Here is a 23,978-nt window from a genome sequence, read left to right as displayed (position 1 = left end):
GGGAATCAGTCCTCCGGATTGAGGGATGGCTGGTCGAGGGTTGACTGGTCGAGGGTCGGCTGGTCGAGGGTTGGGGTGTCACCGGTGGCCTCGGCGAGCGCGGCGGCCAGGATCGGTCCGATCTGGGCCAGCGAGCCGGCTTGGGTCATCCGGTCGTGCCGGGTGGTGATCTGGTGCGACGCGATACGGCCGGCGATGTACGGGCGCCAGATCCCGGGCCCGGCGTTGTCCTCGCCCCGCGCGATCGTGGAGTTGAACAGCAGCAGGTCACCGTCGAACCTGCCGGGGACGAAGTCGACCGCGAGCCGCGCGTTGTTGATCATGATCTCGACGACGAGCTCGATCTGCCGCCCGGTCAGGCCGGCCAGCGCGCTGCCCCGCTCCCGCAGGATCTCGGCGACATCGCCGTAGGTGAGCGGCCGGTCGCCCAGTTCGTCCGGGTCGCAGTCGAGCACGCCGACGAGCACGTCCCGCTCGGTGGGCACGGGCATCTCCTCGAACCGCACGTCCTTCACCGGGTAGGCGTCGAGGATCGCCAGCAGCGCGGTCCGTTCGCCCTGCGCCTGCAGCTCGCAGGCGATCGCGTGGGCGATCAGCCCGCCGGCGGACCAGCCGAGCAGCAGATACGGGCCCTCGGGCTGGATCTTGCGGATCTGGCCGGCGTAGTCGGCCGCCATCTCCTCGTAGGACGTCGGCCGGGGTTCGGGGCGGGCGAGGCCGCGCGCCTGGATCGCGTAGACCGGGTACTCGGCACCGATGTGGTTGAGGAGCCCGCTGTACGACCAGCTGATGCCGCCGCCGGGGTGGATGCAGAACAGCGGTGTCCGGCTCCCGGTCGTACGCAGCGGCAGCACCACGTCCAGCGCGTCGTCGGGATCGTTCATCACCAGGCGTTCCGTCAGCCCGGCCACGGTCGGCGCTTCGAACAGCGTGCGCAGGCCCACCTCGATGCCGAGCGTCTCGCGGACGCGGGACACCAGGCGGGCGGCCAGCAGCGAGTGGCCGCCGAGATCGAAGAAGTTGTCGTCGATGCGCACCTGTTCCCGGCCGAGGACCTTGGCGAACAGGTCGCACAGCAGCTGCTCCTGCGGCGTGCGGGGGCCGCGCCCGGCGCCCGGCGCGCCGTAGTCGGGGGCCGGCAGGGCGGCCCGGTCCAGCTTGCCGTTGGCGGTCAACGGCAGCACGTCCACGGTGACGAACGCCGACGGCACCATGTACTCCGGCAGTTCGCGGCGCAGCCGCTCGGACAGCTCGCCCGCCTCGGGCGCACCCTCGCCGGCGGACACCAGGTAGGCGACGAGCCGCTTGTCGCCCGGCCGGTCCTCGCGGGCGACGACGGCCGCCTGGGCGACGCCCGGGCAACTCGCGAGCACCGCCTCGATCTCGCCGGGCTCGATCCTGAGGCCACGCAGTTTGACCTGGTGATCGGTCCGTCCGGCGAACTCCAGGGTGCCGTCGGCCAGCCACCACGCCAGGTCGCCCGTGCGGTACATCCGGCTCCCGGCCGGACCGTACGGGTCGGCGGTGAACCGCTGCACCGTCAGGCCGGGCCGGCCGACGTAACCCCGGGCCACACCCGCCCCCGCGAGGTACAGCTCGCCGACCACGCCCGGCGGCACCGGCCGCAGCCCGGCGTCGAGCACATAGGCGCGCATGTTCGCCATCGGCCGGCCGATCGGCACGGTCGCGGCGTGCTCGGGCAGGGGGCGCACCGGGTGGCAGGTGGCCAGGGTCGTGGCCTCGGTGGGCCCGTAGCCGTTGACCACCTCGATACCGGGGCAGGCCGCCTGCACCCGGGCGACGGCGGCCGGGGACACCACGTCACCGCCGGTCCACACCTCGCGGACCCCGGCGAGCAGGCCGGGCCGCTCCTCCGCGACCAGGCGGAACAGGCCGGCCGTCAGCCACAGTCCGGTCACCCGATGCTCGGCGACCGCCTGCTGCAGCAGATCGAGATCGAGCCGTCCGGGCGGTGCGACCACGACCCGGCCGCCGCCGAGCAGCGGCACCCACTGCTCGTACGTCGAGAGGTCGAACGCGGTGGGGGAGTGCATCAGCACCCGCTCGTGCCCGCCGTCGTGCCAGCAGGGAGTCAGGGCGAGGGCCACCACGTCGCGGTGGGTGACCGCCACGCCCTTCGGCCGGCCGGTCGAACCGGAGGTGTACATCACGTACGCCAACTGACCCGGTTCGCAAGGTACTTCGGGATCGGACGCGTCGGGCTCGGCCTCGATCAGCGCGGTCAGCACGTCCTCGGTGAGCACCAGCGCGGCCCCGGACTCCTGGAGGATCAGATCGATGCGGGACTGCGGGAACCGTGCGTCGAGGGGCACATAGGCGCCGCCCGCCTTGACGACCGCCAGCATCGCCACCACCAGCTCCGCCGAACGCTCCAGCAGCACCGCGACCGGCGCCTCCGGCACCACGCCCTGGCGGATCAGCGCCCGTGCGAGGCGGTTGGCCCGCAGGTCGAGTTCCCGGTACGTCAGCTCGGTGCCGCCCGACACGACGGCCACCGCGTCCGGGGTGGCGCGCACCTGACGGGCGAACAGCTCCGGCAACGCCGCCTCGGGCAGCTCGGTGACGGTGTCGTTGAACGCGTACAGCAGCCGGTGGCGTTCCTCGCCGGACAGGATGTCGATCCGGCTGATCGGCAGGTCGGGGTCGGCGACCACCGCGCGCAGCAACCGCGCCCAGCGGGCGAACAGCAGCTCCACGGTGGCCGGGTCGAACAGATCGGTGGCGTACTCCACCGCACCGACCATGCCGTCGAGGCCGCCGTCCGGGCGGTACTGCTCGGCCAGACTGAACGTCAGATCGACCCGCGCGGTGCCGGTCGGCGCCTCCAGATGGCCGGTCGACAGCCCCGGCAGCGTGAACTCGCCCAACGGCGCGTTCTGCAGGGCCAGCATGATCTGGAACAGCGGGTGGTGCGACAGCGAGCGGGCCGGGTTGACCACCTCGACCAGGTACTCGAACGGCACGTCCTGGTGGGCGTATGCCGACAGCGCCTTCTGCCGTACCCGGCCGAGCAGTTCGGCGAAGCCGGGGTCGCCGCTCGAGTCGGTGCGCAGCACCAGGGTGTTGACCATGAACCCGACGAGGTCGTCCAGGGCCTGGTCGGTGCGCCCGGCGATGGGGCTGCCGATCGGGATGTCGGTGCCGGCGCCGAGCCGGGTGAGCAGGGCGGCGAGGCCCGCCTGGAGCACCATGAACATACTGGCGCCCCGCGCGGTGGCCAGGTCCCGCAGTGCCTGGTGGAGTTCGGCGTCCAGCCGGACCGCGTGCCGGCCGCCCAGCTGGGAGGCCACGGCCGGCCGGGGCCGGTCCGCGGGGAGTTGCAGCTGCTGCGGCAGCCCGGTCAGCTCCTCGCTCCAGTAGGCGAGTTGCCGGGCGAACAGGCTGTCCGGATCGCCGGCGTCGCCCAGCAGATCGCGTTGCCACCGGGTGTAGTCGGCGTACTGCACCGGCAGCGGGGCCCACGGCGGTTCCTCGCCCCGGCAGCGGGCCGCGTAGGCGGTCGCCAGGTCGTGGGAGAGCGGGCCCATCGACCACCCGTCGGCCGCGATGTGGTGCACCACCAGCAGCAGCACATGCCGGTCGGCGGCGAGCGTGAGGAGCTCCGCGCGGAGCGGCGGCTCGGCGGCCAGGTCGAAACCGCGCCGGGCCCCCTCGGCCAGCCGGCCGGGCAGCCGCTCGTCGTCCAGCTCGACGACCGGCAGCCCGGGGCGGGCCTCGTCGGCGCTCAGCACGAGCTGGTACGGCACGCCGTCCGCCTCGCGCAGGACCGTCCGCAGGCTCTCGTGCCGGGCGACCACGTCGGCGAGCGCGGCGTGCAGCGCCGCCCGGTCCAGGTCGCCGTCCAGCCGCAGCGCGAGCGGCATGTTGTAGGTGGCGCTCGGCCCGTCCATGCGGTGCAGGAACCACAGGCGTTGCTGGGCGAAGGACAGCGGGACCCGCTCGGGGCGCGGACGGGCGGTCAGCGCGGGCCGCTCCGTGACCGAGCCGTCGAGCCGGGCCGCCAGGGCGGCCACGGTCGGGTGCTCGAAGAGCGTGCGCACTTCGAGCTCCGCGCCGAAGGCCGCCCGGACCCGGGCCGCCAGACGGGTCGCCAGCAGGGAGTGCCCGCCGAGGTCGAAGAAGCTGTCGTCGACGCCGACTCCGGGCAGCCCCAGCACATCGGCGAAGAGATCGGCGAGCAGTTGTTCCTGCGGGGTGCGCGGCGCCCGCCCACCCACGGCCGTCCCGAGATCGGGGGCGGGCAGAGCGCGGCGGTCGACCTTGCCGCCGGCGGTCAGCGGCAGTGCGTCCAGCACGACGAAGGCCGACGGTACGAGGTGGTCGGGCAGCCGGTCGCGCAGCCGGTCGCGGAGTTCGGCGACGAGGGCGCCCGAGGTGCGCCCTCCGGTCGGGCGGTTGGTGAGCGAGGACAATGCGGTGCCGGACCGCCGCGACGGCCGGTAGACCTCGACCGGGGCGTCCCCCGGTGCGCCGCCGACGACGACGTCCAGGGCGTCCGGCGCGACGGCCGACCAGGTGATGTCCACCCGGCGGCCGAGTTCGTCGCCGAGCTCACGCAGGTCCTCCGGGTCGGGCAGGTCGCCGCCGTCCGGGGCGTGCAGCCGGTCCAGCAGGTCGGGGAGCGTGCCCTCCCCGTCGCGCACCGCCCGGGCCAGGGCCGCCTCGCGGGCGACGCGCCGGTTCGGCACGCCGGTGACGCGCACCGGGTCCGCGCCGTGCCGGGCGAGCAGCTCGCGCAGTTCCGTGAGGTCGGCGACCTCACGGCCCCACGTCACCTCCCGCGGCGTGGGCGGTGACGTCGGGACGGCCGGCTGCGGGCGCAGGGTGACGTCGTAGCGGTAGCGGGTGAGCTCGTTGTGGTGCCGGCCGCGCTTGACCTCCACGGCCACGGCGCCGACGGTGCCGCGGTCGCGCAGGACGGTGAAGAAGTCCGGGTCGACCAGGAGTTCCTTCTCCACCAGGACGGCTTGCTCCACGGCCCGCCGCACCGAGGGCAGGTCGGCGCCGTCGGCGGCCCGGTGCAGCTGGACGGCCGTGGCCAGCGGCCGCAGCAGCCGCAGGTTGCGGACGTCGCCGACGAAGAGCGCACCGCCGGGGGCGAGCAGCCGCATCAGCCGGTCGATCACCTCCGCGAGATAGTCCGCGGACGGGAAGTACTGCACCACCGAGTTCAGCACGATGGTGTCGAACCGCCCGGCCGGCAGCCCGTCGGTGTCGTGCGCCGGGCGGGTCTGCACCACCACCCGCCCGGCCAGGCGGTCCTCCCGCGCCACTTGGGCGGCCAGCGATTCGACCGCGGTGGCGGAGAAGTCCGTCGCCCAGTAGGCCTCGCAGTGCGGTGCGATCTGCGAGAGGAGCAGGCCGGTGCCGACGCCGACCTCCAGCACCCGGCGCGGGCGCAGGGCCAGGATGCGCGCCACGGTGGCGTCCCGCCACTCCCGCATCTGCTCCACCGGGATCGGGCTCGTGTCGTAACTGCTGTTCCAGCCGACGAAGTTCTGGCCGAAGGCGGCTTCCCCGGGAACGATGGGCAGGGCGTCGTAGATGTCCCGCCACTCACCCACGTGATCCGCTTCGAGACCGCTGTCCCGGACCGTCTCCCGTTGGGGGACGACATAGCCGACGAGCCGGTCGTCCTGTGCGAGGACGGCGGCCTGCGCGACGGCGGGGTGCTCGGCGAGGGCCGATTCGATCTCGCCGAGTTCGATGCGGAAGCCGCGCACCTTGACCTGCTGGTCGGCGCGGCCGACGTACTCCAGCTCGCCGTCGGCGCGCCATCGCACCAGGTCGCCGGTGCGGTACATGCGCTCGCCGTCGGTTGCGAACGGGCAGGCGACGAACCGCCCGGCCGTGAGCCCCGGCCGGTTCAGGTACCCGCGTGCCAGCCCGGGACCCGCGACGTACAACTCCCCGACCACACCGGGCGGCACCAGCCGCATCCGCTCGTCCAGGACGTACACCCGGGCGTTGGCGATCGGTCGCCCGATCGGCGGCACGCCGGATCCCGGGGACAGCGGGTCGCTCATCGTCGCGCACACCGTGGTCTCCGTCGGACCGTACGCGTTGATCAGCCGGCGTCCGGCAGCCCACCGGGCCACCAGCTCCGGCGAGCACGCCTCACCCGCCACCACCAGCGTCGACACGGTCACCGTGTCCTCCGGCAGGGCGGCCAGGACGGACGGGGGCACGGTCACATGGGTGACCGCAAGCTCGGGGTCGGTCAGCGCGGCGACCGGCTCGGCCACGGGGGGAAGCACCAGGGTCGCGCCGCGCAGCAGGGCGGTGAAGACCTCCGACACCGAGGCGTCGAAGCTGGGCGAGGCGAACTGGAGCACCCGGCTGTCGGGTTCGATCCCGAACCGCTCGATCTGGGCGGCGACCAGACTCGCCACGCCGGTGTGGCTCACCACGACGCCCTTGGGCCGGCCGGTGGAGCCCGAGGTGTAGATCACGTAGGCGGGGTGGCGTACGTCGAGGGCGATCTTGGGATCGGTGTCCGGCAGCTGGTCGCCCTCGTCCACCGTCGCCGGGTCGTCGATGACCACCGTGGGCCGGGCGTCGTCCAGCATGTACGCGATCCGTGACGTGGGGTACGACGGATCGACGGGCAGGTACGCGGCCCCGGCTTTGAGTACGCCGAGGACGGCGACCACGGACTCCACCGAGCGCGGCAGGGCCACCGCCACGACCTGCTCCGGACCCACGCCCCGCGCGATCAGTGCGTGCGCGAACCTGTTCGCCCGGGCGTTCAACTGCCCGTACGTCAGCTCGACATCGCCGTAGACGAGCGCGACCGCATCCGGTGTCGCCGCCACCTGCGCCGCGAACGCCTGCGGCACGGGTACGGCGTCCACCTCACGGGCGGTCGCGTCGCCGCACTCCAGGAGCCGGCGCCGCTCCTCGCCGTCGAGGAGTTCGATCCCCCCGATCGGCTGCTCCGGGTCGGCGGTGACCGCCTCCAGCAGGAGCGTCCAGCGCCGGGCGAGAGTGGCGACCGTGTCCCGGTCGAACAGGTCGGTGGCGTACTCCACCGCGCCGACGATCCCGGCCGGGCTTCCGTCCGCCCCGAACTGTTCGGCGAGGTTCACCCCCAGGTCGAACTTGGCGGTTCCGGTCGCCACCGCGTAGGTGGCGACGTCCAGGCCGGGCAGGGAGAAGCGGCCCATCGGAGCGTTCTGCACGGCCAGGACGGTCTGGAACAGCGGGTGGTGGGAGAGCGACCGGGAGGGGTTGAGCGCCTCCACCAGGTGCTCGAAGGGCACATCCTGGTGGGCGTAGGCCGACAGTGCGGTCTCGCGGACGCGGGCGAGCAGTTCGGCGAAGCTCGGGTCACCGCTCGTGTCCGTGCGCAGGACCAGGGTGTTCACGAAGAACCCGACGAGGTCGTCGAGTGCCTCGTCCGTGCGTCCCGCGATCGGGCTGCCGATCGGGATGTCCGTCCCCGCGCCCAACCGCGTGTACAGCGCGGCCAGCGCCGCCTGGAGGACCATGAACAGACTGGTGCCGGTGCGCCGCGCCAACTCCACCAGGGCGGCGTGCAGTTCGGCGTTCAACTCCAGGCCGACGTGGTCTCCGTGCCAGCGGGCGACGGCCGGCCGCGACCGGTCGGCGGGCAGCTGGAGCAGCTCCGGCATGCCGGACAACTGCTGCTCCCAGTAGCCGAGTTGCTCGGCGAACCGGCTCTCCGGGTCGGTGGCGTCCCCGAGCAGATCGCGCTGCCACAGCGTGTAGTCGGCGTACTGCACCGGCAGGACCGGCCAGTTCGGCGGGCGACCCTCGCACCGGGCGGCATACGCCTCGGCCAGATCGCGGGCCAGCGGACCGGTGGACCAGCCGTCGCCGGCGATGTGGTGCATCACCATCAGCAGCACGTGCTCCTGCGGCCCGACCTCGAACAGCTCCGCCCGCAACGGCGGTTCCGCCGCAAGATCGAAGGGCAGTCGGGCGAACTCGGCGAGCAGCTGCGGCAGTTCGGCCCCCGACACCTCGGTCGACCGCACCCGGGGACGGGCCGCGCCAGGGGCCAGGACACGCTGGCACGGCACCCCGTCGACCTCCGGGAACACCGTCCGCAGGCTCTCGTGCCGGGCCACCACGTCGGCGAGCGCCTCGTCCAGAGCCGTGCCGTCGAGCGTCCCGGTCAGCCGGAGCGCCAGCGGGATGTGGTACGTCGCGGCGGAGCCGTCCATGCGGTGCAGGAACCAGAGCCGGCGCTGGGCGAAGGACAGCGGTACCGCTTCCGGCCGGGTGTGCGCCATGAGCGCCGGGCGGGCGCGGCCTGCCTCGGCCAACGCCTCGGCCAGGCCCGCCGCGGTGGGCGCCTGGAAGAGCGCCCGCAGCCCCAGCTCCACGCCCAGCACCGAGCGGATCCGTGCGACCAGCCGGGTGGCGAGCAGGGAGTGCCCGCCCAGGTCGAAGAAGCCGTCGTCGACCCCGACCCGGGCCACGCCCAGCACCTCGGCGAACAGCTCGCACAGGATCTGCTCCTGCGGCGTGCGCGGTGCCCGGCCCGTCGATTCCGCGGCCACCGACTCGGGCGAGGGCAGCGCCGCCCGGTCCAGCTTCCCGTTCGGCGTCAGCGGCAACGCGTCCAGCAGCACGAACGCCGACGGCACCAGGTAGTCCGGCAGGCGGTCGCGCAGATATGCCGTCAGCTCCGCCGGACGGACGACCGAGTCCGGACGCGCCGCCACAAAGCCGACGAGCCGGTCGTCCTGTGCGAGGACGGCGGCCTGTGCGACGGCGGGGTGTTCGGCGAGGGCCGCTTCGATCTCGCCGAGTTCGATGCGGAAGCCGCGCACCTTGACCTGCTGGTCGGCGCGGCCGACGTACTCCAGCCCGCCGTCGGCGCGCCGGCGCACCAGGTCGCCGGTGCGGTACATGCGCTCGCCGTCGGTTGCGAACGGGCAGGCGACGAACCGCCCGGCCGTCAGTGCCGGCCGGTTCAGGTACCCGCGTGCCAGCCCGGGACCCGCGACGTACAACTCCCCGACCACACCGGGCGGCACGATCCGCAGCCGCTCGTCCAGCACGTAGGCCCGGAAACCCGCCACCGGTCGGCCGATCGGCGGCACGCCGGATCCCGGGGACAGCGGGTCGCTCATCGTCGCGCACACCGTGGTCTCCGTCGGACCGTACGCGTTGATCAGCCGGCGTCCGGCAGCCCACCGGGCCACCAGCTCCGGCGAGCACGCCTCACCCGCCACCACCAGGGTGGCGGCCGTGACGTCGGCGCCGTCGAGTGCGGCCAGGGCCGAGGGCGGCAGCGTCACATGGGTGACGTCCAGCCGGCGGTCCGTCAGGGCCTCCAACGGGGCCTCGGAAGGGGCCAGGACGAGGGCGGCACCGGTGAGCAGGGCACTGCACAGGTCCCAGAACGACGCGTCGAAGCTGGGCGAGGCGCACTGCAGCACCCGGCTGCCCGCCGCCACGTCGAGCCGCTCCACCTGCGCCGCCACCAGGCCGGACACGCCGGTGTGGCTCACGACGACGCCCTTGGGCCGGCCGGTGGAGCCCGAGGTGTAGATCACGTAGGCGGGGTGCCGGACGTCGAGGGCGATCTTCGGATCGGTGTCCGGCAGCTGGTCGCCCTCGTCCACCGTCGCCGGGTCGTCGATGACCACCGTGGGCCGGGCGTCGTCCAGCATGTACGCGATCCGTGACGTGGGGTACGACGGATCGACCGGCAGGTACGCGGCCCCGGCTTTGAGCACGCCCAGGACGGCGACCACGGACTCCACCGAGCGCGGCAGGGCCACCGCCACGACCTGCTCCGGACCCACGCCCCGCGCGATCAGTGCGTGCGCGAACCTGTTCGCCCGGGCGTTCAACTGCCCGTACGTCAGCTCGCGATCGCCGCAGACGAGCGCGACCGCATCCGGCGTCGCCGACACCTGCGCCGCGAACATCTCCGGCAGGCTCGCGGTGGCGGCCCCGCTGTCGGGAGCGGGCAGCAGCGCGCGGCGCTCCTCGTCGGACAGCAGGTCGATACCGCCGATCGGCCGGTCCGGAGCGGCCGTGACCGCGGCCAGCAGCCTGGTCCAGCGGGCGAACAGGGCCTCCACCGTCGAGCGGTCGAACAGGTCGGCGCTGTACTCGACGGCACCGCTCAGACCGGCCGGCGCACCGTCCGACCCGTGCTGCTCCGCCAGGCCGAACGTGAGGTCGAGCCGGGAGGTCCCGGTGGCCACGGCCATCCCGGTGGCCCTTAGGCCGGGCAGCTCGAAGTCGCCGCCCGGCGCGTTCTGCACGACCAGTCCGGTCTGGAACAGCGGGTGGTGGGAGAGCGACCGGGAGGGGTTGAGCACCTCCACCAGGTGCTCGAACGGCACGTCCTGGTGGGCGTAGGCGGACAGTGCGGTCTCGCGGACGCGGGCGAGCAGTTCGGCGAAGCTCGGGTCACCGCTCGTGTCCGTGCGCAGCACCAGGGTGTTCACGAAGAACCCGACGAGGTCGTCCAGTGCCTCGTCCGTGCGTCCCGCGATCGGGCTGCCGATCGGGATGTCCGTCCCCGCGCCCAACCGCGTGTACAGCGCGGCCAGCGCCGCCTGGAGCACCATGAACAGACTGGTGCCGGTACGCCGCGCCAACTCCACCAGGGCGGCGTGCAGTTCGGCGTCGATCCGGACGTCCAGCAGGTCGCCGCGGTACGACATGACGGCCGGACGCGGCCGGTCGACGGGCAGGTGCAGCTGGTCGGGCAACCCGGCCAGCGCCTCGGTCCAGTGGGCGACCTGGCGCGCGAACGCGCTGTTCGCGTCGTGCTCGTCGCCGAGGATCTCGTGCTGCCACAGCGTGTAGTCGCCGTACGACACCGGAAGCGGCGGCCATTGCGGCGCCCCGCCGCTTCGCCGGACGGCGTAGGCCGCGGCGAGGTCGCGGGCCAGCGGGCCCATCGACCAGCCGTCGCCGGCGATGTGGTGCATCACCATCAGCAGCACGTGCTCCTGCCGCCCGACCTCGAACAGCTCGGCCCGCAGGGGCAGTTCCGAGGTCAGGTCGAAGGCCCGTACCGCCGTCTCGCGCAGCAGCGCCGGAAGCTCCGCCTCGCCGGCCGCGCGCACGGCCAGCGGTACCGCGACCTCGGCGGCCTCCAGTACCCGCTGGTGCGGAACGCCGCCGGTGTGCGGGAAGACCGTGCGCAGGGTCTCGTGCCGGGCCACCACGTCGGTGAGCGCGGCATGCAGCGCTGCCCGGTCCAGATCGCCGGACAGGCGCAGGGCGAGCGGCATGTGGTAGGTGGCGCTCGGCGTCCCGAACTCCTGGAGGAACCAGAGCCGGCGCTGCGCGAACGACAGCGGCATGGGCTCGCGGCGCGCCCGGGGAACCAGGGCCGGCCGCGCGGCGCCGGCGTGGTTCAGCCCGGCCGCGAGCCCGGCGGGCGTCGGCGTACGGAACAGACCGCGCAGCTCCAGCTCCACGCCGAGGGACGCCCGGACCCGCGAGACCAGCCGGGTGGCGAGCAGGGAGTGCCCGCCCAGGTCGAAGAAGTCGTCGTCCACCCCGACCCGCGGCGCGCCCAGCACCTCGGCGAACAGCTCGCACAGGATGTCCTCCTGCGGCGTGCGCGGCGCACGGCCGCTCCCGGCCGCGCCCGGCCCGGGCGCGGGCAGCGCCGTCCGGTCCAGCTTCCCGTTCGGCGTCAGCGGCAGCGCGTCCAGCAGCACGAACGCCGACGGCACCAGGTAGTCGGGCAGGCGGTCGCGCAGATACGCCGTCAGCCCTGCGGCCGTCGCCCCGGTCCCGGCCGTCGGCACCACGTACGCGACGATCCGGGTCTCGCCCGCACGGTGCGCCAGGTCCGGCCGGTCCGTCCGGTCCGCCCGTTCGGTCCGGGCGAGCACCGCGACCTGGGCGACGCCCGGGTGCGCGGTCAGCTCGGCCTCGATCTCACCCGGCTCGATCCGGAACCCGCGGACCTTCACCTGGTGGTCCACCCGGCCCCCGAACTCCAGCTCGCCGTCGGCGCGCCAGCGGACCAGGTCACCGGTGCGGTACATCCGCGCGCCGACCGGACCGTACGGGTTGGCGACGAACCGCGAGGCGGTGAGCCCGGGCCGGTTCAGGTACCCGCGGGCGAGTCCCGTCCCGGCGAGGTACAGCTCACCCGTCACACCCGGGGCGACCGGCCGCAGGGCCGCGTCCAGCACGTACACCTGACAGTTGGCGATCGGCCGGCCGATCGGCACCGGCAGCGGGCAGTCCGCGGGGTCGCCCGGCAGCGGGTAGGCGGTGATCACATGGGTCTCGGCGGGGCCGTAGTGGTTGTGCAGCGCCCTCCCCGGCCGCCGGGTCTGGAAGCGGCGTACGGCACCGCCCAGCCGCATCGCCTCGCCGGCCTGCGCGACCAGCCGCAGGGCCGGCAGCTCGAGGCCCGCCTCCTCGGCGGCCTCGGCCAGCGCCTCGACCACCAGATTGGGCGCGAACAGCTCCTGGACCCCGTGCCGGTCCAGCCAGTGGGCGAACAGCTCGGCGCTGCGGCGCTGCTCCTCGGTCGGCACCACGAGGGTCTTGCCGTACAGCAGCGCGGAGAGCGTCTCCTGCACCGAGACGTCGAAGCCGATCGCGGTGAACTGCGCGGTCCGCGTGCCGGGTTCGCCACCGACGGCCCGGTGGTGCCAGGCCAGCAGGTTCAGCAGCCCGGCGGCGGGCATCACCACGGCCTTGGGCCGGCCGGTGGAGCCCGAGGTGTAGATGACGTAGGCCGGGTGCCGCGGGTCCACGGCGACGGCCGGATCGTGCTCCGGCCGCTCCTCGGCCGGGGTGACGGCCGCGAGGTCGTCGAGCACCACCGCCGGCCGCGCGTCCTGAAGCATGTACGCGATCCGGGCGGCCGGGTAGTCCGGGTCGACCGGCAGGTAGGCCGCACCCGTCTTGAGGACCGCGAGGACGGCGACCACCAGCTCGGCGGAGCGCGGCAGGCGCAGGGCGACGACCTGCTCCGGCCCCACCCCGCGCGCGATCAGCGCGTGCGCCAGGCGGTTGGCCCTGCGGTTCAGCTCGCCGTAGGTCAGCGCGGTGTCCTCGAACACCACCGCCGGGGCCTCGGGGGTCGCCCGGACCCGGGCCTCGAACAGGGACGGCAGTCCGGCGACCGGAGCCGGGCACTCGGTGGCGTTGCGTACGACCAGCAGGTCGTGCCGCTCCTCGGCGGTGAGGACGTCGATCCGGCTCAGCGGCCGCTCCGGCTCGGCGACCACCGACGCGAGCAGGCGCAGCCACCGGGCGACCAGCGCCTCCACCGTGGCACGGTCGAACAGGTCGGTGCTGTACTCGACCCGCCCGACGATGCCCTCGGCCGGCCCGCCGGTGCCGCCGCGCTCCAGCAGATGGATGGAGAGGTCGAACATCGCCGTGGGCGTCCGCACCAGCACGATCTCGGTGCGCAGGCCGGGCAGGGCGAACTCGGTGCGGGGCACGTTCTGCAGCGCGAGCAGGACCTGGAACAGGGGCTGGCGCGCGAGCGACCGGGCCGGGTTGAGGGCCTCGACGAGGTGCTCGAACGGCAGGTCCTGGTGCGCGTACGCGGCCAGCGCGTTCTCCCGGACCCGGGCCAGCAACTCGGCGAAGGTCGGGTCGCCCGAGGTGTCGGTGCGCAGCACCAGGGTGTTGACGAAGAACCCGACGAGGTCGTCCAGGGCCTGGTCGGTCCGGCCGGCGATCAGACTGCCGACCGGGATGTCAGTCCCGGCGCCGAGGCTGTCCAGCAGCGCCGCCAGAGCGGCCTGCAGCACCATGTAGGCGCTGGCCCCGTGTTCCCGGCCCAGGCGGATCAGCCCGGCGTGCAGCTCGGGGTCCAGCTCGACCGCGAGATGGCCGCCGGCGTAGGAGGGAGCCGAGGGGCGGTGCCGGTCGGCGGGCAGCCGGATCTGCTCCGGCAGGTCCGCCAACGTCCGCTTCCAGTACGCCGCCTGGCGGGCGGACAGACTCTCCGGGTCGGCCGCGTCACCGAGCAGTCGGTGCTGCCACAGGGCGTAGTCGGCGTACTGCACGGGCAGCGGCGCCCACTGCGGTTCCTCGCCCCGGCGGCGCGCCGCGTAGGCGGTGGCCAGGTCGGTCGACAGCGGGCCCAGCGACCAGCCGTCACCGGCGATGTGATGGACCACCACCAGCAGCACGTGCTCGTCCGGCGCCGCCTCGAACAGCTCGGCACGCAGCGGCGGTTCGGCCGCGAGATCGAATCCGTGCGCCGCGGCCGCCCCCAGCAGCTCCGGCAGGTCCTTCTCGTCGGCAGGGGTGGTCCGCAGCTTCGGCCGTACCGCCCCGGGGGCCAGCACCCGCTGGTACGGCACGCCATCCGCCGCCGGGAAGACCGTGCGCAGGCTCTCGTGCCGGTCGACGACGTCCGCGAGCGCCTGCTCCAGGGCCACCCGATCCAGCGGCCCGCAGAGCCGCCACGCCAGCGGCATGTTGTAGACCGGTCCGGCGCCCTCCAACTGGTGCAGGAACCACAGCCGCCGCTGCGCGGACGAGAGCGGTACCGTTCCGGGCCGCTCCGCCCGCTCCAGGGCGAGCCTGGCCCGGTCGGCGCCGCCCAGGGCGGCGGCCAGCCCGGCCACCGTCGGCGTCCGGAACAGGGTGTGCAGCGGCAGCTCCACGTCCAGGGTCGCCCGGACCCGGGCGACCAGCCGGGTGGCCAGCAGGGAGTGTCCGCCCAGGTCGAAGAAGCTGTCGTCGACGCCGACCCGCGTCAGGCCCAGCACCTCGGCGAACAGCCCGGCCAGCACCTGCTCCTGCGGGGTGTGCGGCGCCCTGCCGCCCCGCGCTCCGGTGAACTCGGGCTCGGGCAGGGCGTGCCGGTCGAGCTTGCCGTTGGCGGTCAACGGCAGGGCGTCGAGGACGACGAACGCGGCGGGCACCATGTAGTCGGGGAGCCATGCGCGCAGATGGGCGCGCAGGTCCTCGGGCCGCGGCCCGGCGCCGGGGGCGGGCACCAGGTAGGCGACCAGGCGGGTGTCCTCCGCCTGGTCCCTGCGGGCGATCACGGCGACCTGACCGACCTGCGGGTGTCCGGCCAGCGCCGTCTCGATCTCGCCGAGTTCGATCCGGAAGCCGCGCACCTTCACCTGGTCGTCGGCCCGGCCGAGGTACTCCAACTGGCCGTCGGCGCGTCGGTGCACCAGGTCCCCGGTGCGGTACATCCGTTCACCCGCCGCGCCGTACGGACAGGCGACGAACCGCCCGGCGGAGAGTCCCGGCCGGTTCAGGTAGCCGCGCGCGAGCCCCGGTCCGGCGAGGTACAGCTCCCCGGTCACACCCGGCGGCACCAGGCCCAGCCGCCGGTCCAGCACATACGCCCGGAGGCCGGCGACGGCACGGCCGATCGGCGGTACGCCCGACCCCGGCGACAGCGGCCCGCTCATCGTGGCGCACACCGTCGTCTCCGTCGGACCGTACGCGTTGATCATCCGCCGCCCCGGCGCCCAGCGCGTCACCAGTTCCGGCGGGCACGCCTCACCCGCGACCGCCAGGGTCGGCACGGTCACCACGTCCGGCGACAGCGCCGCCAGCACGGACGGCGGCACCGTCGCATGGGTCAGGGCGAGGCTCGGGTCGGTGAGCGCGGAGACCGGCTCGGACGCGGGCGCCGGCACCAGGGCGGCACCGGTGAGCAGGGCGCCGCACAGGTCCCACAGTGAGACGTCGAAGCTGGTCGAGACGAACTGGAGCACACGGCTCGCACCGTCGATGCCGAGCCGTTCGACCTGCTCGGCCACCATGGCCCGCAGGCCCGCGTGGCTCACCACCACGCCCTTGGGCCGCCCGGTCGAGCCGGACGTGTAGATCACGTACGCCGGGTGCCGCGTGTCCACGGGGACGGCGGGATCGGTGTCCGGCAGCCCGGACACGTCGGCCACCATCGCCGGGTCGTCGACCACCACGGTCGGCCGCGCGTCCTCCAGCATGAAAGCGATCCGCGACGCCGGATACGCCGGATCCACCGGCAGATAGGCGGCCCCCGTCTTCAGGACGCCCAGGACGGCCACCACGAACTCCACCGACCGCGGCAGGGTCACCGCCACGATCCGCTCCGGACCCACGCCCCGGGCGATCAGCGCATGCGCGAACCTGTTCGCCCGTGCGTCCAGTTGGCGGTACGTCAACTCCATGCCGTCGAAGGCCAGAGCGAGGTTCCCGGGCGTCGCCGCCACCTGCGCCGCGAACATCTCCGGCAGGCTCGCGGCGCCCGCGCCGCCCTCGACGGCGGGCAGCAGCGCGCGGCGCTCCTCGACGGAGAGCAGATCGACGCGGCCGAGCCGCTGCCGCGGGTCGGCGACGGCCGCCCGCAGCAGCCGCAGCCAGCGCGCGACCATCGTGTCGACGGTGGCCGGATCGTACAGATCGCCCGCGAACTGGACGAACGCGTCGATCCCGTCCGGGGAACCGTCCCCGGCATGCCGCTCGGACAGCGAGAAGACCAGGTCGAACTTGGACGTGGTCGTGGCCGGCTCCACCTCGCCGACGCGCAGCCCGGGCGGGGCGAACTCGGCCCGCGGAACGTTCTGCAGCACCAGCATGACCTGGAACAGCGGGTGGTGCGCCAGCGACCGCACCGGGTTGAGGGCTTCGACCAGGTACTCGAACGGCAGGTCCTGGTGGGCGTATCCGGCGAGCGCGGTGTCCCGCACCCGGCCCAGCAGTTCGGCGAACGTCGGATCGCCCGAGGTGTCCGTACGGAACACCAGGGTGTTGACGAAGTGGCCGACCTGCTCGTCGAGCGCCTGGTCGGTGCGGCCGGCGACCGGGCTGCCGACCGGGATGTCGTCGCCCGCGCCGAGCCTGCTCAACAGCGCGGCCAGCCCGGCCTGAAGCACCATGAACAGACTGGTCCCGTGCACCCGGCCGAGCTCGCGCAGACCGCGGTGCAGTTCGGCGTCCAGCCGGGCGTGCACGAAGCCGCCCCGGTGCGAGGCGACGGCCGGGCGGGGCCGGTCGGCGGGCAGCCGGATCTGCTCCGGCAGACCGGCCAGCTGCCCGGTCCAGTAGGCCCCCTGGCGGGCGAACAGGCTCTCCCGGTCGGCGGCGTCGCCGAGCAGCTCGTGCTGCCACAGGGTGTAGTCCGCGTACTGGACCGGCAGCTTCGCCCACCGCGGTTCCTCGCCGCGGCGGCGCGCGGCGTAGGCGGCGGTCAGGTCCTGCGCGAGCGGGCCCAGCGACCAGCCGTCCCCCGCGATGTGGTGGAGCACCACCTGGAGCACATGCTCGTCCGGCGACAGCGCGAACAGCCCGACGCGCAGCGGCACCTCGACCGCCAGGTCGAACGGCCGGGCCTGCGCCCTCGCCAGCACATCCGGCAGCCCGGCCTCGGAGGTCCGGCCCACGTCCAGCCGCGGGCGGGCGGCCACGACGTCCAGCACCTGCTGGTACGGCACGCCGTCCACCGCGGGGAACACGGTCCGCAGGGTCTCGTGCCGGGCCACCACGTCCGCCAGGGCGCCCTCCAGGGCCCGCCGGTCCAGATCCCCGGACAACCGCCACGCCAGGGAGATGTGGTAGTTCGCGCCGGTCCCCTCCAACTGGTGCAGGAACCAGAGCCGCCGCTGCGCGAACGACAGCGGGATCCGCTCGGGACGCGGCCGGGGCACCAGCGCCGACTGCGCCCGGCGGGCGCCCGTCAGGGCGGAGGCCACCCCGGCCGGGGTCGGGGTCTCGAACAGGGTGCGCAGCTCCAGCTCCACCCCCAGGGTCGCGCGGACCCGGGCGGCCAGACGGGTGGCGAGCAGGGAGTGCCCGCCCAGGTCGAAGAAGCTGTCCTCGACGCCCGCCTCCGCCACGCCGAGGACCTCGGCGAACAGCTCGCACAGGACCTGCTCCTGCGGAGTACGCGGCGCGCGGCCGGTGCCCGTCGCAGCGAGGTCGGGCGCGGGCAGCGCACGGCGGTCCAGCTTGCCGTTGGCGGTCAGCGGCAGGCTCTCCAGGGTGACGAACGCGGCCGGCACCATGTGCTCGGGCAGTCGCTCCCTCAGGTACGCGCGCAGGTCGGCCGGGCGCGGTACGGCCCCGGAGACGGACGGCTGCGCGGCCGCGCCCGACGCGGGCACCACGTACGCGACCAGCCGGGTGTCGTCGGCCCGGTCCTGCCGTGCCAGGACGGCGACCTGGGCCACGCCGGGGTGCGCGGCGAGCGCCGCCTCGATCTCACCCAGCTCGATCCGGAAACCGCGCACCTTCACCTGGTCGTCGGCCCGGCCCACGAACCGCAGACTGCCGTCCGTACACCGGTGTACGACGTCGCCGCTGCGGTACATGCGGGTACCCGCCGGCCCGAACGGGTCGGCCACGAAGCGCCCGGCGGTCAGCGCCGCCCGGTTCAGGTAACCGCGCGCCAACCCGGCGCCCGCGACGTACAGCTCGCCGGGCACGCCCGGGGGCACCGGCCGCAGATGGGCGTCCAGCACATACGTGCGCAGGTCCGGGAGGGCCGTGCCGATCACGCCGGTGGCGGTGCCGGACCGGTCGAGCGCGGCATGGGTCACATGCACGGTCGTCTCGGTGATGCCGTACATGTTGACCAGCCGCGGCGCGTCGTCCGGGTGCCGTTCGTACCAGCTCGCCAGCCGGGCGTGGTCCAGCGCCTCGCCGCCGAAGACGACCGTGCGCAATGCGGACAGCTCGTGCCCGGCGGCGTCCCGGTCGGCCTGCATCAGCTGGTAGAAGGCGGACGGCGTCTGGTTGAGCACCGTCACCCGCTCACGGGCGAGCAACTCCAGGAACCGCCGGGGCGAGCGGCTGGTCTCGTGGTCCACGACCACCAGACGGCCGCCGTGCAGCAGGGGACCCCACAGCTCCCACACCGAGAAGTCGAAGGCGTAGGAGTGGAAGAGGGTCCAGACGTCGTCGGCGGAGAAGTCGAACAGTTCCCGGGTGGCGTCGAACAGCCGCACCACGTTCCGGTGCGGGACCACGACGCCCTTGGGGGCGCCGGTCGACCCGGAGGTGTGGATGACATAGGCGGGGTGGCCGGGATCGAGGGGGAGGTCCGGGTCGGTGTCCGGCAGTCCGTCCAGCTCGACGGCGTCCCACAGGAGCCGGTCCACCGACTGCGCACCCGGCAGTTCGCCGATCCCGCCCGTCGTCACGAGCAGCGACGGCCGGGCGTCCTGGAGCAGGTAGGCGATCCGGGCGGCGGGGTACTGCGGGTCCACCGGTACGTAGGCGGCACCCGTCTTGAGGACCGCGAGGACCGCCACCACAAGCTCGGCCGAGCGCGGCAGCGCCAGCGCCACCAGCTGCTCGGGCCCCATGCCCCGGGCGATCAGGGCGTGCGCGAGCCGGTTGGCGCGAGCGTTCAACTCGCCGTACGTCAGCGTGTCGTCGCCGCTCACCACGGCGACCGCCGCCGGGTTCGCCCGTACCCGCCGCTCGAAGAGAGCGGTGAGGGTGGTCTGCGGCGACTCCACGCTCCGGCCGGACACGGCCGGGAGCAGCGCGCGGAGCTCCTCGGCGGAGAGCACGTCCACCTGCCCGAGGCGCCGGCCGGGGGCGGCCACCACGGCGCGCAGGAGCCGCAGCCAGCGGTCGACGATCCCCGCCACGGTGGCCGCGTCGAACAGGTCGGTGCTGTACTCCACCAGGCCCGACAGCCCGTGCGCGCCGGGCTGTTCGGTCAGCAGGAAGGTCAGGTCGCACTTGGCCGTCCCGGTGGGGACCAGCTCGGTCGCCACGCGCAGCCGCGGCAGGTCGAACGTGCCGAGCGGCCCGTTCTGCAGCGCGAGCATGGTCTGGAAGAGGGGGTGGTGTGCCAGCGACCGGGCCGGGTTCAGGGCCTCCACGAGGTGTTCGAACGGCACGTCCTGATGGGCGTACGCGGCCAGCGCGTCGGCGCGCACCCGGCCCAGCAGTTCGGTGAACGACGGGTCGCCGGACAGGTCGGTCCGCAGCACCAGCGTGTTCACGAAGAAGCCGACCAGGTCGTCCGCGGCCTCGTCGGTGCGTCCGGCGATCGGCGTGCCGATCGGGACGTCGGTGCCCGCGCCGAGCTTGCCCAGCAGGGCGGCCAGTCCGGCCTGGAGCACCATGAAGAGGCTGGCCCCGCCGTCCCGGGCGAGCGAGCGCAGGCCCTGGTGGAGCTCCGCGTCGATGCGCACCGGCAGATGGGCGCCCCGGTAGGACATCGCCGCCGGACGGGGCCGGTCGAACGGCAGCTCGACCTGTCCGGGCAGGTCGGCCAACTTCTCTCTCCAGTAGGCCAGTTGACCGCTCAGCAGGCTGTCCGGGTCGGAGCCGTCACCGAGCAGCTCCCGCTGCCAGAGGGCGTAGTCGGCGTACTGGACCGGCAGCGGCGACCACTCCGGCTTCGCCCCTTCGCAGCGCGCCGCGTAGGCGGCCGTGAGGTCCCGTGCGAGCGGCCCCGTCGACCAGCCGTCGCCGGCGATGTGATGCACCACCAGCAGCAGGACGTGCTCGTCGGCTCCCAGCCGGAACAACTCGGCGTGCAGCGGCGGCTCCTCGGAGAGCTCGAAGCCGTGCCGGGCCGCCGCCGCCAGCCGATCGGCCAGGTCGCCCGGGCCGGCCTCGGTCACCCGCAGCCGCGGCCGTGCCGCGTCGAGGTCCAGCACCCGCTGGCACGGCACGCCCTCGACCGTCGGGAAGACGGTGCGCAGGCTCTCGTGCCGCTCGACCACGTCCGCCAGGGCGGCTCCCAGGGCCTGCTGGTCCAGCTCTCCGGACAGCCGCAGCGCCAGCGGGATGTTGTACGTGGCGCTCGGGCCCTCCATGCGGTGCAGGAACCACAGTCGGCGCTGAGCGAAGGACAGGGGGACCGTCTCGGGCCGCTCGCGCCGCCCCAGCGCGGGCCGCGCCCGGCCCGCGACGTCCACCGCCGCCGCCAGTTCCGCCACCGTCGGCGCGTCGAACAGGTCGCCGAGGCTCAGTTCCACGCCCAGCACCGACCGGGCGCGGGCGACCAGCCGGGTGGCGAGCAGCGAATGCCCGCCGAGATCGAAGAAGCTGTCGTCCGGCCCGACCTCGGCCACCCCGAGCACCTCGGCGAACAACCCGGCGAGCAGGTGTTCGGTCGCGGTGCGCGGCGCGCGGCCCGGGGCAGCCGCGGTCTGCTCCGGGGCCGGGAGGGCCCGTCGGTCGAGCTTGCGGTTCGGCGTCAGCGGCAGCGCGTCCAGCGTCATGAACGCCGCCGGCACCATGTACTCGGGCAGCCGCTCGCGCAGGTGTTCGCGCAGCGCGGGCACGGCCACCGTGGCACCGGGCACCGGCACGACGTAGGCGACCAGCCGGGCGTCCTCGTCGGTACGCACCACGGCGTCGGTACGCACCACAGCGGCGGCCTGCGCGACCTGCGGGTGCTCGACGAGTACGGCCTCGATCTCGCCGAGTTCGATGCGGAAGCCCCGGACCTTGACCTGGTCGTCGGTGCGGCCGAGGAACTCCAGATTCCCGTCCGATCCCCACCGCGCCAGGTCACCGGTCCGGTACATCCGCGAGCCGGCCGGCCCGAACGGGTCGGCCACGAAACGCTCGGCGGTCGCCCCCGGGCGGTGCAGATAGCCCCGTGCCACACCCGCGCCCGCGATGTACAGCTCACCCGCCGCACCCGCGGGCATCGGCCGCAGCGCGCAGTCCAGCACGTACGACCGGGTGTTGCCGACCGGCCTGCCGATCACCGGGCGCGGGCTTGTCCCCAGCGGCGCGACGACCGAGTTCACCGTGCACTCGGACGGCCCGTAGAAGTTCAGACAGGACACCCCGTCGGCCGCCCGCAGCCGCTCCCACAGCTGCTCCGGGACGGCCTCCCCGCCCGCCGCGACCATCGCCGGACGCCACCGCGGATCGTCCAGCAGGCCCCGCTCGACCAGGATCTGCAGGTACGACGGGGTGGCCTCGAGGAAGTCGAGGCGACGGCGCCTGGCGCAGTCGACGAAGGCGTCCGGGGCGGCCCAGGTCGCGTGGTCCAGGACGTGCAGCTCGTGGCCCGACAGCAGGCAGAGCAGCTGGTTCCAGGAGGCGTCGAACGAGACCGACGTGGTGAGGGCGACCCGGAGCGGGCGCCGTTCCACGGGCAGGGGCGCGAACAGTGCCTGCCGCTGGTCGGCGAACAGGTTGAGCAGCCCGCGGTGCGTCGCCACCACGCCCTTGGGCCGCCCGGTGGAGCCGGAGGTGTAGATGACGTAGGCCGGGTGCTCCGGCCCGACGGCCACCTCCGGATCCGCTGTCGGGCAGTGCGCCGCCGTCTCCGCCGTCTCCGGGGCGTCGACGACCAGATACGCGACGGGACCGGCCTCGGGAAGCCGGGCCCGGGTGCGGGCGTCGGTCACCACCAGGACCGGCCGGACGTCGTCGAGCATGAATCCGATGCGGGCGGCGGGGTACTCCGGATCGACCGGCACGTAGACGGCACCGGCCTTCAGCACCGCGAGGATCGCCACCACCAGCTCCACCGAGCGCGGCAAAGCCACGGCCACCGGCCGCTCCGGCCGTGCCCCGTGGGCGATCAGGGCGTGCGCCAGCCGGTTGGCCCGCGCGTCCAGCTCCGCATACGTCAGGGACGCGTCCGGCCCCACCACGGCGAGCGCGTCCGGCGTCGCCCGCACCTGCGCCCGGAACACCTCCGGCAGGCTCTCGGCACAGGCCTCGGCCACCGGGCCGGTGCCCAGCGCCAGCAGCTCACGCTCCTCGTCCGCGGCGAGCAGACCGATCCGGCCGACCGGCTCCTGCGGGGCGCAGTGCGCGACGGTGTCGAGCAGCGCGACCAGGCGCCTTTGGTGGACGGCGAGTTCGTCGGCGCTCCAGGTCCGGGACGCGCCCTTGAGCACGACCCGGAGTTCGTCGTCGCCCCGCCTGCCCGTCACCCAGAGGGCGAGCCCGCTGATCGGTTCCGGCAGCAGATAGTGCAGCGTGGCGGGATGCCCGGCGAAACGGGGCGCGGAGTCGAAGACCATGATGTTGACGACGAGCGGGAACGCCGCCCCGTCGGCACCGGGAGTTCCCTGGTCCCGGAACAGCTCCTCGCTGCGGTGGCGCTGGTGCGCGAGGGCCGCGTCGGCCTCGCCCGCCACCTCCGCGACCAGGTCCTGCCATCGTGTGTCCGGTCGCACCGACAGACGCAGGGGCACCACGTTGGCCACCGTGCCGGGGCAGGACAGCAGGGCGCGTTCGGCCCCCTCGCGCCCGGTGACGGGAAGACCGAGCAGCATGTCCCGGTCTCCGGTGAGCCGGTGCGTGTAGAGAGCCGCCGCCGCCATCAGGGTCCGGGACCAGTGGGCGTCGGTCCCCGCCGCCGCCGCTCGCAGCGCGTCCACGCGGAGCTCCGCCGGTTCCCCCGCGGCGCGCGGGCCGCTCCCGCCGCGCGGGGCGCGGGCGGTGAGGTGGGTCGGTTCCGGCCGGCCGGCGAGCCGCTCCGTCCAGTACGACCGGTCGGCGGCGTACTGTCCCGACGCGCGGTAGTCGGCGTCGCTGCGCAGCAGGTCGTCCAACGAACCGAGCGGCGACGGCGGGACCGGGGTGCCCGCGGCGAGCGCGGTGTACATCCGTGTGATCCGCCGCCGGACGAGGGAGAGACCGAACCCGTCCATCACCAGGTGGTGGTGGTTCTGGTACAGGAGGTGGTGCTCCGGCGAGAGGCTGATCAGCGCGAAGCTGAAGAGCGGATCGCGGGCGAGGTCCAGCGGACGCATCCGGTCCCGGGCCATCCACGCCAGGGCCGCCGCCCGGGGGGCGGACTCCGCGCTCAGGTCGAGCAGGGTCGGTTCCCAGTCCCATGCCGCACGGACGACCTGGCGCGGCTCCTGCCCGTCGTGGACGAAGGTCACGTGCAGCGCGTCGATCTCGTCGACGACCCGGCGCAGCGCGGTCGCGACGAGAGCGGGGTCGAGCGGGCCGTGGATCTCGAGGTATTCGCCGATGCGGTAGGCGTCGAGCGCCGTCCGCGCGCGCTGCTCGGCGAGCCAGATCTCACGCTGGGCCGCCGTCAGGGGAAGGGAGTCGCCGTCGCGACGGGACAT

Annotated in this window: 1 protein-coding gene; it reads right to left on the bottom strand. The window is 74.2% G+C overall.

Annotated features, from left to right (window positions below; all coding sequences use genetic code 11):
* Positions 1 to 5: 5 nt before the first annotated feature.
* Entirely contained in the window at positions 6 to 23,978 is a 23,973-nt protein-coding gene (locus ABZ464_RS09465) for a non-ribosomal peptide synthase/polyketide synthase (RefSeq protein WP_359273303.1), read from the bottom strand.

It is taken from the genome of Streptomyces sp. NPDC005820 (assembly GCF_040630255.1).
GTDB lineage: Bacteria > Actinomycetota > Actinomycetes > Streptomycetales > Streptomycetaceae > Streptomyces.
Note: the sequence above shows the minus strand (reverse complement) of the source record. Positions and strands in the feature narration are given on the sequence as shown.

Bases quoted from the DNA above. Each gene is read 5' to 3' on its own strand.
- ABZ464_RS09465 (WP_359273303.1), bottom strand. From the start codon at position 23,978: ATGTCCCGTCGCGACGGCGACTCCCTTCCCCTGACGGCGGCCCAGCGT.